General features: G+C 67.3%; 14 protein-coding genes. 4 read left to right on the forward strand and 10 right to left on the reverse strand.

All coding sequences use genetic code 11. The features are described 5' to 3' along the window. Window positions 1–37: 37 nt before the first annotated feature. Window positions 38–598, reverse strand: a complete 561-nt coding sequence (locus tag ACAD63_RS31695) for a PadR family transcriptional regulator (protein ID WP_133097957.1) — start codon at window positions 596–598, stop codon at window positions 38–40. A 352-nt stretch (window positions 599–950) separates the two neighbouring features. Here ACAD63_RS31695 and ACAD63_RS31700 point away from each other — a divergent pair, with 352 nt between their 5' ends. After that, window positions 951–1,175 carry a hypothetical protein gene (locus tag ACAD63_RS31700; protein WP_135703474.1) on the forward strand — a complete coding sequence of 75 codons (225 nt, stop codon included), beginning with the start codon at window positions 951–953 and terminating at the stop codon, window positions 1,173–1,175. A 118-nt stretch (window positions 1,176–1,293) separates the two neighbouring features. Here ACAD63_RS31700 and ACAD63_RS31705 read toward each other — a convergent pair whose 3' ends face one another. Further along, window positions 1,294–2,436 (reverse strand): hypothetical protein, encoded by a 1,143-nt coding sequence (locus ACAD63_RS31705; protein WP_195428018.1) that lies wholly within the window; start codon window positions 2,434–2,436, stop codon window positions 1,294–1,296. An 86-nt stretch (window positions 2,437–2,522) separates the two neighbouring features. Beyond that, complete coding sequence (locus tag ACAD63_RS31710; RefSeq protein ID WP_135703996.1) at window positions 2,523–3,068, reverse strand: GNAT family N-acetyltransferase; 546 nt, start codon at window positions 3,066–3,068, stop codon at window positions 2,523–2,525. A 208-nt stretch (window positions 3,069–3,276) separates the two neighbouring features. Here ACAD63_RS31710 and ACAD63_RS31715 point away from each other — a divergent pair, with 208 nt between their 5' ends. Continuing rightward, complete coding sequence (locus ACAD63_RS31715; RefSeq protein WP_029048395.1) at window positions 3,277–3,513, forward strand: hypothetical protein; 237 nt, start codon at window positions 3,277–3,279, stop codon at window positions 3,511–3,513. A gap of 9 nt (window positions 3,514–3,522) precedes the next feature. On the opposite strand, the gene ACAD63_RS31720 is transcribed toward ACAD63_RS31715, so the two are convergent. Beyond that, entirely contained in the window at window positions 3,523–4,887 is a 1,365-nt protein-coding gene (locus ACAD63_RS31720) for an MFS transporter (RefSeq protein WP_133097954.1), read from the reverse strand. Window positions 4,888–4,962: 75 nt separating this feature from the next. Next, the gene (locus tag ACAD63_RS31725) at window positions 4,963–6,708 is read right to left on the reverse strand and encodes an IlvD/Edd family dehydratase (RefSeq protein ID WP_434034280.1); all 1,746 of its coding nucleotides are present in this window, start codon (window positions 6,706–6,708) and stop codon (window positions 4,963–4,965) included. Window positions 6,709–6,900: 192 nt separating this feature from the next. On the opposite strand from ACAD63_RS31725, the gene ACAD63_RS31730 reads away from it, so the two are divergent. Further along, on the forward strand, window positions 6,901–7,881 hold the full coding sequence (locus ACAD63_RS31730) for a LysR substrate-binding domain-containing protein (protein WP_195428017.1): 981 nt from the start codon (window positions 6,901–6,903) through the stop codon (window positions 7,879–7,881). A gap of 19 nt (window positions 7,882–7,900) precedes the next feature. On the opposite strand, the gene ACAD63_RS31735 is transcribed toward ACAD63_RS31730, so the two are convergent. The 5 genes from ACAD63_RS31735 to ACAD63_RS31755 form a co-directional block, all read right to left on the reverse strand. Next, a complete protein-coding gene (locus tag ACAD63_RS31735) occupies window positions 7,901–8,467 on the reverse strand; it encodes a DUF3016 domain-containing protein (protein ID WP_434034281.1) in 567 nt (188 codons plus the stop codon). 85 nt (window positions 8,468–8,552) lie between these two features. Beyond that, a complete protein-coding gene (locus ACAD63_RS31740; RefSeq protein ID WP_133097951.1) occupies window positions 8,553–9,728 on the reverse strand; it encodes an L-rhamnonate dehydratase in 1,176 nt (391 codons plus the stop codon). Window positions 9,729–9,817: 89 nt separating this feature from the next. Further along, entirely contained in the window at window positions 9,818–10,837 is a 1,020-nt protein-coding gene (locus tag ACAD63_RS31745) for a 4-hydroxythreonine-4-phosphate dehydrogenase PdxA (protein ID WP_135703470.1), read from the reverse strand. A 22-nt stretch (window positions 10,838–10,859) separates the two neighbouring features. Continuing rightward, entirely contained in the window at window positions 10,860–11,852 is a 993-nt protein-coding gene (locus tag ACAD63_RS31750; protein WP_434034282.1) for a Bug family tripartite tricarboxylate transporter substrate binding protein, read from the reverse strand. Between the two features lie 107 nt (window positions 11,853–11,959). Then, window positions 11,960–12,907 (reverse strand): LysR family transcriptional regulator, encoded by a 948-nt coding sequence (locus ACAD63_RS31755; RefSeq protein WP_135703468.1) that lies wholly within the window; start codon window positions 12,905–12,907, stop codon window positions 11,960–11,962. Between the two features lie 142 nt (window positions 12,908–13,049). Here ACAD63_RS31755 and ACAD63_RS31760 point away from each other — a divergent pair, with 142 nt between their 5' ends. Continuing rightward, window positions 13,050–13,979, forward strand: coding sequence for a dihydrodipicolinate synthase family protein (locus ACAD63_RS31760; RefSeq protein WP_434034283.1), 930 nt, complete (start codon window positions 13,050–13,052; stop codon window positions 13,977–13,979). Window positions 13,980–13,993 lie beyond the last annotated feature (14 nt).

The following is a 13,993-nucleotide window of genomic DNA, read 5'->3' on the forward strand; positions in this document are numbered from 1 at the left end:
GCCGCAAGGCCGGCGTCTTGCTTTGGCGCGCGGCGCGCTACGCCGACTGCTGCTCCAGCAGCGGCAGCAGGTCTTCGCCCCACGCCACCCAGTCCTGCTCGAAGCGGATGCCACGGCGCAGCAGCGCGTAGCGCAACCGCTGCGCGCGGTCCATGTCGGGCGCGGAAAAATCCTTGCGCTCGATCGCCAGGTAGGTCTCGAGCCGTGCCTGGTGCAGCGCGATCAGCCGCCGCATTTCATCGCCCAGGCCGAGCGGCCCGATCGCGGCATCGGCACGCAGCTTGACCAGGATTTCCTCGCGCTGGTCGAGCCCGGCCCCCGGGGTCAGCACCCAGCGCACCAGTTCGTCGCGCCCGGCCGGCAGCACCTGGTAGACCTTCTTGCGATTCTTGCGGTCGGCGCCGCCCTCGTTTTCCGCCGCCTCGTTCTCGTCGGCCGCGATCCACCCGCTGTCCGCCATGCGCCCCAGCTCGCGGTAGATCTGCTGGTGGGTGGCATGCCAGAAATAGCCGATGGAGCGATCGAAGCGGCGCGCCAGGTCATAGCCGGACGACGGCTTTTCAAGCAGGGAGATCAACAAGGCGTGCTGGGTCGACATGCGTCTTGGCAATGGCCCGTCGGGGGCGGGTGATGGTTTCGGAGATGCCATGCGGCAGGAGCGCCGGTCATGCCGGTGCGCCACGGACCGCAAAAAACTGGCGCTATGTTAGCGCAATGCCCCCCTGCTGTCGGCAAGCCGTGATGCAAGGATCGCCGCAATCCGGCAATACCTGCAAACGCCGACATATATTCGGTAAATCTGGCAATTTCGAGATTTGGCAGCAAACAGAATTAAATAATGCTGAATAGCATTTTTGCGTTACCTGCCATACATTTCATACATTGAAACGCTGTGCGAGCAAGAAAAATCCGTCCCCGGCCGCACCATGCACCGAATCTGGAGTATGCCCATGACCGGAAAACCCATTGCCGAAGAGCGCGACGTCGCCTGGGAAGCCGATGCGGGCGAACGCCCGTTCGGCCTGCTGGCGCCGCTGCGCGACAAGGCCCCGATCTACTACCGGTTGCCCGATACGCCTGACGGGCACCATATCAAGGAATTCGCCAGCGGCCTGCGCCAGCTGGTACGTTTTGTCGGCGTCGAAGAACAGGTCGTCAAATACTGCCTGACCTGACTGGCGCGCTGCCTTTCCTGTGGTTGTCTCCTCCGAGCCCGATCCTGCGGGCAGGGACTTGAACCCGCGATTGCCGCGGGTTTTTTTCTTGCCGTGACGGTGTCCGGATGCGCCCGCCTCAGAGCTGCGGCGCACGGCAGGCCGCACCGCCGGCATTGGCGGCTTCAGGCATGCCGAACACCGCCCGCGCCCCGCACTGCGAACCGAACATGCGCGCCTGGTCGTGCCCCACGCCCACCACTTCATACGCCTGATGGCGGATGGCCAGGCCCGGGCTGGCGAGGTAGCGCTCGTAGCGCAGGTAGCCGCGCGCACGCTGCAGCCGCGTCGCGCCCTCGGCCTCGGCGCCGCAGGCCTTGTCGAGTACGCGGTGGTTGGGATCGTTATCCTCGGTGCCGGCGAGATAGGTCACCTTGCGCCCGGCATAGCGCTTGTACAGCGCCATGCCGTCGGCACCTCTCGCGTACGGCACCATGTCCTGCACGCCGTAGCTGTACTTGTCGTAGTCCGGGCAAATGGCCTTGTCATACGGCGCGAACGACTTGCCATTGGCGCCGGCCGGCCGTACCGGCGTGAAATACAGGTAGGACGACGGATTGGCCACGACGTAGCGCAGGTCGATGCCGCCCGCGCGGATGCGCTCGTCGACATTGTTCAGCACCGCGTAGCGGTGCACGACCTGGGCGCCGCCGGAATGGCCGGCCACCGTCACCTTGCCGACCTGCGGCAGCCGCGCCTTGTCGGTGACGAAGGCGAGCAGGTCGTCGAGCACCTGCAGCGAACTGACGCGGGCCGGGCCGTCGATCGCGTCCTCGCCGCTGAGCCAGCCTTGCACCGACCATTGCGGCATGCCGGTAAAACCCTTCTTCTGGTCAGGCGTGCCGGGAAAATTCGGCGCGAGCAGCAGCACCTCGTCCGGCTTGCGGCCGCTGGCCTTCAGCAGTTCGGCGCCGGCGGCATAGTAGTCGTCGCCGTTGCGCTGCAGGCCATGCTGGACAAACACGACTTCACGAATGCGCGACAGGTCGCCGTCGAGCCGGTGGTTGGCATAGACCGGGAAGTCATAGCCGGCGCCAGCGCCAAGATGCACGCGTTGCCAGTGCGGTGCGGCCACCGCGGTATCGGCAGCCTTGGCCGCGGCGGGCGGCACTGCCGTCGTGCCGGCGCAGCCGGCCAGTACCACAGTCATGGCTGCAGCGGCCAGGGCCAGGGACAGGCGAGAACGGTTGTGCTGAGGCAAGCTGGCGGTCGACAGGATCATGGCTGGGCGCCTCCGGTTGGCATGCCGGCGATGGTAGGCCAGGGGCAAGCGGTTCGGCAACGCCTGCCGTGCCCGCCATCCCTGCGTTACGCCAGCCGCCTGGCCAGCGCCGCCACGTCGGGCCAGGTCACGCGCCGCACCATGACGCGCAGGCCCGGCCCGTGGAAATCGTCTTCGAACGGTTCCGATGCCTCGCCGCCCAGCCGCTGGTAGAACTCGCGCGCCTGCGTATTGGCCTCGAGCACATAGAGGAACAGCGGCTGCCCGGGCCAGCGCTGCGCCACGCGCTGCACGCAATGCGCCAGCAGCCGCTTGCCCAGTCCCTGGCCATGGAAGGCAGGCAGGACATGCAGGTTGTCCAGGTAGATGCCGTAGCGGGGGTCGGCCTCGGGCAACAGGCAGGCAAAGCCGGCGTCCGCGCCATCGACCAGCGCCAGCGTGGCCTCCACGGGGCCATCCGCGCCGTCATGCATGCGCGCGCGCCAGGCCGCCAGCCGCTCCGGATTGGCCTGCTCGCGCAGGTACGCGTCTGGCAGCATGCCGGGATAGGTGTGCTGCCAGCTGGCGGTGTGCATGGCGGCGAGGCGGTCGGCATCGGCTGCGGTGGCGGGAATCAGCGCAATATCGGGCATGGAGTGCATGGAGTATCGGGACGAGACGGGAACGGCACAGCGACGATGCCAGAAACGCCCATTGTGCCCGGGGCACGCCAAAGCTTGCAAAAGTCCGAGGAACAGATTGCAATCGGCATGCACCGCGAACCCTGCCTTCGCCCCTGCCCTGCCGGGAACGAAGGTTGCAGCGCCTCGTGGTCACCGGCGCAATCGAGAGGAATGCCTTATGTACATGGTCTACTGGTCCGAAGCCCACGGCACCGGACTGACGCCGCACGCGCAGTCGTTCCCGAGCGACGCGATGCGCGAGGCGCTGCACTTCACCGAAGCGCTGCGCCAGCGCCAGCATGCGGGCGAGCCGGTGAGCTTTGTCACGCTGTGCTCGGAAAACCCCAACTCGGTCGGCCGCGCCGGCGCGGCGGATCCGCCGCCCGACTACGAGTGGAAGAAGCGGCGGCCGTGACGATTGCGGTCAGGCACCGGCCTGCTGCGCCGCACCGGCGCGCGCCGCCGGCCGCAGCGCGGCGCGCACCACGAACGCCATCACCACCGCGAACACCAGCATCGCCGCCAGGAAGTACAGCCCCGCCGCCAGGCTGCCGGTGGCGTCCTTGATCACGCCGATGCCATACGGCCCGAAGTAGCCGCCGAGGTTGGCCAGCGAGTTGATGGTGGCAATCCCCACCGCGGCGCTGGCGCCGGTCAGGAATTCGCCCGGCAGTGCCCATACCACCGCCTGGATCGAATAGATCGAGAACGCGGTCAGGCAGATAAACAGGAACTGCAGCACCGGCGACTGCACCCAGGCGCTCAGCGCCATGGTGATCGCTGCCATCCCCGACACCACCACGATATGGCCGTAGCGCTCGCCCTTGCGGTCCGAGTGGCGCGGCACCAGGTACAGGCCGACCACGGCGAACAGGTAGGGCACCGCCGACAGCAGGCCGGTCATTGCATCGGTCACGCCGAACTGCTTGATGATGGTCGGCAGCCACAGCGATAGCCCGTAGATGCTCAGCGGGAACGGCAGGAACAGCAGCGACAGCAGCAGCACGCGCTTGTCCCTGAGCGCCTGCAGAGGATTGCCGTGCGGCTTGAGCGCATAGGCGGCCTGGTCGGCGGCGAGTTCGCGCTCGATCCAGGCGCGGTCGGCCGGTGCCAGCCATGCGGCACTGGCGGGCGATTCCGGCAGGATGCGCAGCGTCGGCAGGCACAGCAGCACCGCGGGCAGGCCGCTCAGCACGAACAGCGTCTGCCAGTTGGACATGCCGAACAGCCCCTGTGTCGACAGCACCAGGCCTGCAATCGGTCCGGTGATGATCAGCGCGATCGGCTGGGCCAGCACCAGCAGGCCGATGATGCGCGCGCGATGCCGCATCGGGAACCACTTGGTCAGGAAGTACAGGATGCCCGGATACAGGCCGGCTTCGGCCGCGCCCAGCAGGAAGCGCAGCACGTAGAAGCTGTGCGCGCCCTGCGTGAACGCCATCGCCATGGTGATCAGGCCCCAGGTCAGCAGGATGCGCGCGAACCAGCGGCGCGCGCCGAAGCGCTCCAGCGCCAGGTTGCTCGGCACCTCGCACAGGAAATAGCCGACGAAGAACAAACCCGCGCCCAGGCCATAGGCCGCGTCGCTGATGCCGATCGCCGCGTTCATGTGCAGCTTGGCAAAGCCGACCACCGAGCGGTCGATATACGCGACCACGTAGATCAGCGCCAGGAACGGGATCAGCCGGCGCACCAGCATGCCGACGATGCGGGTCTCTTCCTGCGCCTGTGCGCCGGTTTCCTGTGCTGGGACGGCGCGCTCCAGCGGCGCGGTCTGTGTGCCTTGCATGGCTAGTCTCCTCTGTTCTTGTAAGGGGTCGCGCGCGCCGCCGGGGCCGCGCGCATTCAATGCAATGGGATGGAATCAGTGCGAGTGGCGCGGCACTTCACGTCCGCGGCAGCCGACCAGGAAGTCGAGGTCGCAACCTTCGTCGGCCTGCAGCACGTGGTTGACGTAGAGCTTGCGATAACCGCCGTCGGCGGGCGCCTGCAGCGGCTGCACGTCGGCCATGCGGCGTTCGAACTCGGCGGGATCGATATCCAGGTGCAGGCGCCCGGCCTCGCAGTCCAGCTCGATCCAGTCGCCGTCGCGCACGATCGCCAGCGGCCCGCCGGCGGCGGCCTCGGGCGCCACGTGCAGCACCACGGTGCCGTAGGCGGTGCCGCTCATGCGTGCATCGGATATGCGCACCATGTCCTTGATGCCCTGGCGCAGCAACTTGGGCGGCAGGCCCATGTTGCCGACCTCGGCCATGCCGGGATAGCCGCGCGGGCCGCAGCGCTTGAGGACGAGGACGGAATTCTCGTCGACATCGAGCGATTCATCGACGATGCGCTCCTTGTAGTGCTCCAGGTTCTCGAACACCACCGCGCGGCCGCGGTGGCGCAGCAGCTTGGGCGTTGCCGCCGACGGCTTGAGCACCGCGCCGCGCGGCGACAGGTTGCCGCGCAGGATGCGGATGCTGCCGTCGCGGATCAGCGGCTTATCCAGCGGTCGGATGACTTCGTCGTTGGTGATCGGCGCATCCCTGACGTTGTCCCAGATCGCCTTGCCGTTGACGGTCAGCGCGCCCGGATGCGGCAGCAGGCCGGCCTCGCCCATGCGGCGCAGCACCGCGGGCAGGCCGCCCGCGTAGTAGAACTCTTCCATCAGGAAGCGGCCCGACGGCATCAGGTCGACGATGGTCGGCGTGTCGCGCCCCACGTTGCTCCAGTCTTCCAGCTCCAGCGGCACGCCGATGCGGCCGGCGATCGCCTTCAGGTGGATCACGGCGTTGGTCGAGCCGCCGATCGCCGCATTGACGCGGATCGCGTTCTCGAACGCCTGGCGCGTCAGGATCTTCGACAGCGTCAGGTCCTCGCGCGCCATCTCCACGATGCGGATGCCGGACATGTGCGCCAGCACGTAGCGGCGCGAATCGACCGCCGGGATCGCCGCGTTGTGCGGCAGCGACGTGCCCAGCGCTTCGGCCATGCAGGCCATGGTCGAGGCGGTGCCCATGGTGTTGCAGGTGCCGGCCGAGCGCGACATGCCGGCTTCGGCCGACAGGAACTGGTGCAGGTTGATCTCGCCTGCCTTCAGCGATTCATGCAGCTGCCACACCGCAGTGCCCGAGCCGATGTCCTTGCCGTCGAGCTTGCCGTTGAGCATGGGCCCGCCGGTAACGACGATGGCCGGCACGTCGCAGCTGGCCGCGCCCATCAGCAGCGCCGGCGTGGTCTTGTCGCAGCCGGTCAGCAGCACCACCGCATCGATCGGATTGCCGCGGATCGCTTCTTCCACGTCCATCGCGGCCAGGTTGCGTGTCAGCATGGCGGTCGGGCGCAGGTTCGATTCGCCGTTGGAAAACACCGGGAATTCCACCGGGAAGCCGCCGGCCTCGTACACGCCACGCTTGACGTGCTCGGCCAGCTTGCGGAAATGCGCGTTGCAGGGCGTGAGTTCCGACCACGTATTGCAGATGCCGATCACCGGGCGGCCGTCGAACGCGTGCTCGGGAATGCCCTGGTTCTTCATCCAGCTGCGATACATGAAGCCGTTCTTGTCGGCGGTGCCGAACCACGCCGTCGAGCGCAGCGGCTTGCGTTGCTTGTCCTTGGAATCCGACATGTTGTTCCTGATGCGAGGGCTGCCCGGGAAGGCGGCGGGAATGGCAGGGACGACGGATCCAGCGGCCTGGCAAGCGCCACGCTGTCTCCTGTCGTTGTTGTTTTGTCGGACGGAGTGTATGCAGCTTGCCGATATGCTACTAATGAAGAGTTCGGCATTTGCGATATCGATATCGGCATTGGTATTTACCCTATGGACGCCCCCAACCTTTCCGTCGCGGCTGATGCAGCACCTGCGGCACCCGTATGGCACAGCCACACCCGCCTGAAGACGCGCCAGCTGCTGCTTTTACTGGCCGTCGCCGACGAGGGCAGCATCCACCGCGCCGCGGAACGGCTGGCGATGACGCAGCCGGCCGCGTCCAAGCTGCTGCGCGAGCTGGAAGAGATGCTGTCGGTCCCCCTGTTCGAGCGCCTTCCGCGCGGCATGGCGCCGACGGACTATGGCCGCGCGATGATCCGGCACGCGCGCGCGGCGATCGGCAGCCTGAACCAGGCGCGCGAGGAAGTGCTGGCGTTGAAGGCGGGCCGGCTCGGCCACGTGGCGATCGGTGCGATCACCTCGCCCGGCGTGCGGCTGCTGCCGCCGGCGATCGCCCGGGTGAAGGCCAGCTATCCGGGATTGCGGGTCTCGGTGGAGATCGACAACAGCAACGTGCTGCTCGACCGGCTGGGGCAGGAGAAGCTGGACATGGTGGTCGCGCGGCTGTTTCCCGAGCACGACAAGGGCCGGTTGCGCTACGAGCCGATGGCGGAAGAGCCCGTCTGCGCCGTGGTGCGGCCCGGCCACCCGATGCTGGCGGCGCCCGCCCTGTCGCTGGCCGACACCACCGACGCCGCCTGGATGATACCGCCGGCCGGCACGGTGCTGCGCCACCGCTTCGAGCTGATGTTCCAGCGCGCGAGCCTGGCGCCGCCGACCAACGTGGTGGAAACCGCCGCGCTGCTGTTCCTGACGCGCATGGTGACGCAGTCAGACATGATCGCGGTGCTGACCGCGGATGTTGCGCAGTACTACGCGGCGTTCGGCATGGTGGAGGTGCTGCCGATGGCGATGCCCTGCCATATGGACGACTTCGGCCTGATCACGCCGACCGACCGGCTGATGTCGCCCGGCGCGCTGCTGGTCGCGGATGCGCTGCGCGAGACGGCGCTGCGCATCTACGGCCCGTAGTGCTAATGCCCGCTTCAGATCATCCCTGCCCGTCCTCGCGCGCTGCGATCCGGCGCCTGACGGTCTCGTCGAACCAGCGGTCCATCATCGCCTTTTCATAGCGCAGCCTGTCGCTCTGGCTGTAGACGTTGACACCCATGTTGAAGTTCTGGTCGGAGATGCGCTGCTCGCCGCTGCCGATCACGGCACCGTCGCTGCCGCGCAGTTCATAGCGCAGCGTCATGCGCGGCCAGGTGACATCGCGCACGATGCGCACGTCATCGCCGCGCACGCGCCATGGCTCGAAATGTCCTGCGAGATCGACATCCAGCACCGCGATGCTGAGCGCATAGCCCTGCGGCAGGTAGCGTGCCGCCAGCTCGTCGAAGTGTCGGCGGATATCGTTCATCACCTGCGCGCGCTCGCGGTCGCTGCCGTATGCGCTGCGGTAGGCGGCATCGGTGTAGGTTTCGGGATGGGGGAAGGAAACTGTCAGCGTTCCGGCAGGCGGCGCGGCGAAGGCACTGATGGCGCTGACGGCACCGATGGCACACATCAGGCCCATGGGTGCCGCGCAGGCGGCCAGCAGACGGCGGGATCTGGCCATGGCGAACTCCAGCACAAGGGCATTGCGCTTCTTGATTGTAGTGCGCCAGGGCCGGTCAGCCAGCGACAGCCCGCCTGTCAGCCTGTCAGCCGATGATGTTGAACTGGCTGAAGTACTCCTCGTTCAACTCCAGCCCCAGCCCCGGCAGGTTGTCGTCAAGCTGCAGGTAGCCGTTGTCCGGGGCCGGATCCCCCTTGAAGATGTAGTAAAACAGCTCGTTGCCGACCTCGACGTCGTGCACGGGGAAGTACTCCGACATCGGCGATGCGGTCGACGCCATGGTCAGGTGGTAGTTATGCATCTGCCCCGCGTGCGGGATCACCGGCACCGACCACGCCTCGGCCATCGCGTTGATCTTCTGCGCCGCGGTGATGCCGCCGACGCGGTTGGTGTCGTACTGGATCACGTCGACGGCGCGGCGCTCCAGCAGGTCCTTGAAGCCGTACGAAGTGAACTCGTGCTCGCCGCCGGAGATCGGGAACGGGCTCGCCTTCTTCAGCTCAACATAGCCTTCGATATCGTCGGCGATCACCGGCTCTTCCAGCCAGCGGGGATTGAACTCCGCCAGGCGCGGCAGCATGCGGCGCGCGTATTCCAGCGTCCAGCCCATGTAGCACTCCAGCATGATGTCGACGCCGTCGCCGACCAGCTCGCGCAGCAGCCGCACCTGCTCGATGTTCTTCCGCATGCCGGCAGGGCCGTCCTTGGGGCCGTAGCCGAAGCGCATCTTCATCGCGGTAAAGCCCTGGTCGAGGTAGCCTTGCGCTTCGGCCAGGAAGGCGTCGCGGTCGTCGTTGTTGTAGAGCTTGGAGGCATAGCACCAGATCTTCTCCTTGGTGCGCCCCCCCAACAGCTTGAACACCGGCTTGCCGACGGCCTTGCCCATCAGGTCCCACAGCGCGATATCGACCGCCGAGATCGCCGCCATGCCGATGCCCTTGCGGCCCCAGGCCTGGGTGCGGCGGTACATCTTCTGCCACAGGTATTCGTTGTCGAACGGGTCCTGGCCGATCACCACCGGCGCCAGGTATTCGTCGACGATCTGCTTGGCCACGCGCGGGGCCAGCGCGCAGTTGCCGATGCCGACCAGCCCGCTATCGGTCTCGATCTCGACCACCATCCAGCCGTGGAAGCGGAACGAGCCCATGGCGTCGCCGCGCTCGAACAGGATGTCGGTGGCGTTGGTGCAGAAATGCGCCTGCGGCGGCACGGTCTTGCCCTTCCATTCGAAGACGCGGGCGCGGACGTTGGTGATCTTCATGTTCAGCTCCTGATGGCAATGCGTTGGCGCGAACGCTCCCCGGCCGCGCCGGGGGCGGTCATGCTGGATCCGGTATGGATTGATGGTGGCTAGGCGTTTGCGGCGGCGCGCCGTTGCGCGCCCATGCGGCAGGCGATCTGGAACGCCTGCTGCGTGGCGCCGGGATCGGCGCGGCCCTGCTGCGTGATATCGAACGCGGTACCGTGCGCCGGCGTGGTGATCGGCACCGGCAGCCCGCCCTGCACCGTCACGCCGCGCGAGAATCCCATCAGCTTGATGCCGATCTGTCCCTGGTCGTGGTACATGGTGACGATGGCGTCGAACTGCCGCTGCGACGGGCCGCCCTGCACCTTCAGGAAGATGGTGTCGGCCGGGAACGGGCCCTCGACGTTCACGCCGCGCCCGCGGGCAGCGGCGACGGCCGGGGCGATCACGTCGATCTCTTCGCGGCCGAAGGCGCCGTTGTCGCCGTTGTGCGGATTCAGGCCGCACACGGCGATGCGCGGGCTTGCCATGCCGGCGCGGCGCAGTGCCTGGTCGATCAGGTCGATGGCACCACCGACGCGTTCCGGCGTGATCATCGCCGGCACGTCCTTCAGGGCTACGTGCGAGGTGACGCGCGAGGTCCACAGGCCGTCGAGCACGTTGAATTCGCAAAAATTGCCGTGGTAGCCGAGCTGCTCGGCAAACCAGTGCAGCTCGTCGCTGTGGTCCATGCCGGCGGCATGCAGCGAGCTTTTATTGAGCGGCCCGAACAGGATCGAATCTGCCTGGCCCGACTGCGCCAGCTCCAGCGCGAGCGACAGCGTGCCGAGGCTGTAGCGGCCGCCCTCGGCACTGGATGCGCCGCGCGGATAGGCGGGCTTGCCGTCCAGCTCCCAGTGGTAGAGGCGCGGCGCGCCTTGTGCGAACGCGAGGGTATCGGTCTCTGCCAGCGCCAGCTCGACGCCCGCCACCTGCATGCCGTGGCGCCATTCGTCGCGGTCGGCGATCAGCAGGATGTCGGCCTGTTCGCTGGTGGCCGGGTCGGCCAGCAGGCGTGCGATCAGCTCGGGGCCGATGCCGGCGGGATCGCCCAGCACCATCGCGATTCGTGGACGTGAAGTCATGAAATTCTCTTGAAATACAGGCTCAGTCGAGCTTGACGCCAAGCTCGGCGATCAGCTTGCCATAGCGCGCGTACTCGGCGCGCGAGAAGGCATCGAACTGCGCGGCAGTCAGCGTGCCGGGCACGGCGCCGACCTCGCTCAGGCGGCGCACGGTATCCGGGTCCTTGATCACCGTGGTCAGCGCCGTGCCGAGCTTCTGCAGCGTGGCGGGAGGCGTGCCGGCCGGCGCATAGACGCCGTACCAGGCGTTCATCTGGATGCCCGGCACGCCGGCCTCGGCCAGCGTCGGCACATTGGGCAGCAGCGCCGAGCGCTTGTTCACGGTCACCGCCAGCGCGCGCAGCTTGCCGGCCTTGATATGGTTGATCACCGACGGCATGGTCTCGAAGCTCATGTCCACCTGGCCGCCCATCAGGTCCACCAGCGCGCTGCTGCTGCTCTTGTAAGGCACGTGCAGCAGCTTGCCCTGGATCTGGCGCGCAAACGCGGCACCGGCCAGGTGCTGGGTGCTGCCGACGCCCGACGAGCTGAAGCGGAACTTGTCCGGGCTCGCCTGGATCTGCGGCACCAGCGCCTTGACGTCGCGCGCCGTGACCTGGTTGTTGACCACCAGCACGTTGGGCACCGACGACACCAGCGCCACCGGCGCCAGGTCCTTGAGCGGGTCGAACTGCAGCTTGAGCAGGTGCGGCGCGATCGCCTGCGAGGTGACCACGCCCATCAGCAGCGTGTTGCCGTCCGGCGCGGCCTTGGCGGTGATGTCCGCGGCGATGGTGTTGGACGCGCCGGGGCGGTTGTCGACCACGACGGGCTGCTTCAGCTGTGCGGCCAGCTTGTCGGAGACGATACGCGCCATCACGTCGGTGCCGCCGCCGGGCGCGGCGCCCACCATCAGGCGCACCGGCCGTGTGTCCTGCGCCCAGGCGCTGGTCGTCGCTGCAACGGCCACCGTGGCCAGGCCGGCAAGTGCGCCGGCGAGTTTGCCGGCGCACTTGCCAACATTCCGTGTCTTCATCGCTGTCTCCGTTGTGCTGTCCGGCTCTGGTGGCGCGGATGAGCAGACTATATGGGTATCAGCGATTCGCTACTACTGACGTTTTTTGAACTGGCGATCACCTGGCGTTATACCTCGGCCGCTGGCTTCCCCGCCTGCGCTTTCAGGATCGCCACCAGTTGCCGTGCGGAAGCCGACAAGGCGCCGCCGCGCCGCGTGACGATGCCGAAGGTCTGCTGGCGCGACTGCAGGTGCACTGGCAGTATGCGCAGCATCTTCTGGCGCACGAACAGCTCCGCCACGCTGGTCGGCAGCAGCGACACCAGCCCGGGATCGCGCTGGAGCATGGCCACGGTGATCAGCGCCGACGACGTCGAAATGGCGTTGGCGGGGAAGCTGACGCCGGCATGGTCCAGTTCGCGCTGCAGCAGGGCATGCATCGGCATGTGCCCCGCGTAAGTGATCCAGCGATAACCCTCAAGGTCGGCAAAGTCCATCGCCTGCACCCTGGATGCGGGGTGAACGTGACCGACCACCACGGACACCTGCTCGTCGCCGAGCGGGTGATAGTGGTACTTGCCGGGTTCGTCGCTGACCAGCGAGCGGCCGAGCACGAGGTCGAGGTGGCCGTCGTCGAGCTGGCCGAGCAGGCGCAGGCTGGTGTCCTCGATGATCTCGAGCGCCAGGTCGGGATGCGCCTGCCGCAGTTGTTCAAGCGCCGGCACCAGCACCTCGGGCACGGCGCCCATGATCACGCCGACGGCGACGCGCCCGCCACTGCCAGCGCGGATGCCGGCCACTTCCTCGCACATCGCCCCCAGGTCCGCCACCAGCTGCCGTGCATGGCGGATCACGCAATGGCCGAAGGCGTTGGGGCGCATGCCGCGTTTGGAGCGCTCGAACAGTGGCGCTTCCAGCATGCCTTCCAGTTCCTGCAAAGACTTGCTGGCGGCCGACTGCGTCATCGCCATCGCGCCCGCGGCCTGGTGCAGTGACTGGTGCTCGTCCAGCGCGATCAGCAGTTGCAGTTGCTTCATGCGCAGTCGGCCGGTGAGGGTGTCCAGGGTGGATTTCATATCGGGACCGTGTGAGTCGCAAAAGCGATCACAAGATGGAAATGATTCAATATACAGGCCCTCCCCCCGCTCGTATATTGGCCCGACCCGATTGACTGCCCAGAACCCGCGCCGGCCGCGTGCCAGCCGCAAGGAGGAGACCATGACCCGATCCCAGCCGCCCGTCTACCGCGGCGTATTCCCGGTAGCGCCAACCATTTTCGACGAGCAAGGCGGCCTCGACCTCGACGGCCAGCGCCGCTGCATCGACTTCATGATCGACGCCGGCTCGCACGGCATCTGCATCCTGGCCAACTTCTCCGAGCAGTTCGTGCTGACCGACGACGAACGCAGCGTGCTGATGAAGACCGTGCTCGAGCACGTGGACGGCCGCGTGCCGGTGATCGTCACCACCACGCATTTCAGCTCGCGCATCTGCGCCGAGCGCAGCCGCGCCGCGCAGGACGCCGGCGCCGCCATGGTGATGGTGATGCCTCCCTACCACGGCGCCACCATCCGCGTGCCCGAGCGCGGCATCTACGACTTCTTCGCCACCGTCTCCGATGCCATCGACATCCCCATCATGATCCAGGACGCGCCGGTCAGCGGCACCACGCTGTCCGCGCCCTTCCTCGCCCGCATGGCGCGCGAGCTGGCCAATGTCTCGTACTTCAAGATCGAAGTGCCGCAGGCCGCGGCCAAGCTGCGCGAACTCATCAAGCTGGGCGGCGACGCCATCGTTGGCCCGTGGGACGGCGAGGAGGCCATCACGCTGATGGCCGACCTGGAAGCGGGCGCCACCGGCGCGATGACCGGCGCGGGCTTCCCGGACGGCATCCGCCAGGTCCTGGATGCATGGCAGGCCGGCGACGCCGAGCTGGCGGCGCAGCGCTACCAGCAGTGGCTGCCGCTGATCAACTACGAGAACCGGCAGGGCTGGCTGGCAACCAGCAAGGTACTGATGAAGGAAGGCGGGGTGATTGCCTCGGATGCGGTAAGGCATCCGCTGCAGCCGATGCATCCGGCCACGCGCGAGGGGCTGCTGAAGATTGCGCGGCGGCTGGATCCGCTGGTGCTGCGCTGGGGGCGGTAAGGAAGCGCCACGCA

Origin of the sequence: Cupriavidus sp. a3, from assembly GCF_051015765.1 — a bacterium.
Taxonomy (GTDB): domain Bacteria; phylum Pseudomonadota; class Gammaproteobacteria; order Burkholderiales; family Burkholderiaceae; genus Cupriavidus; species Cupriavidus oxalaticus_A.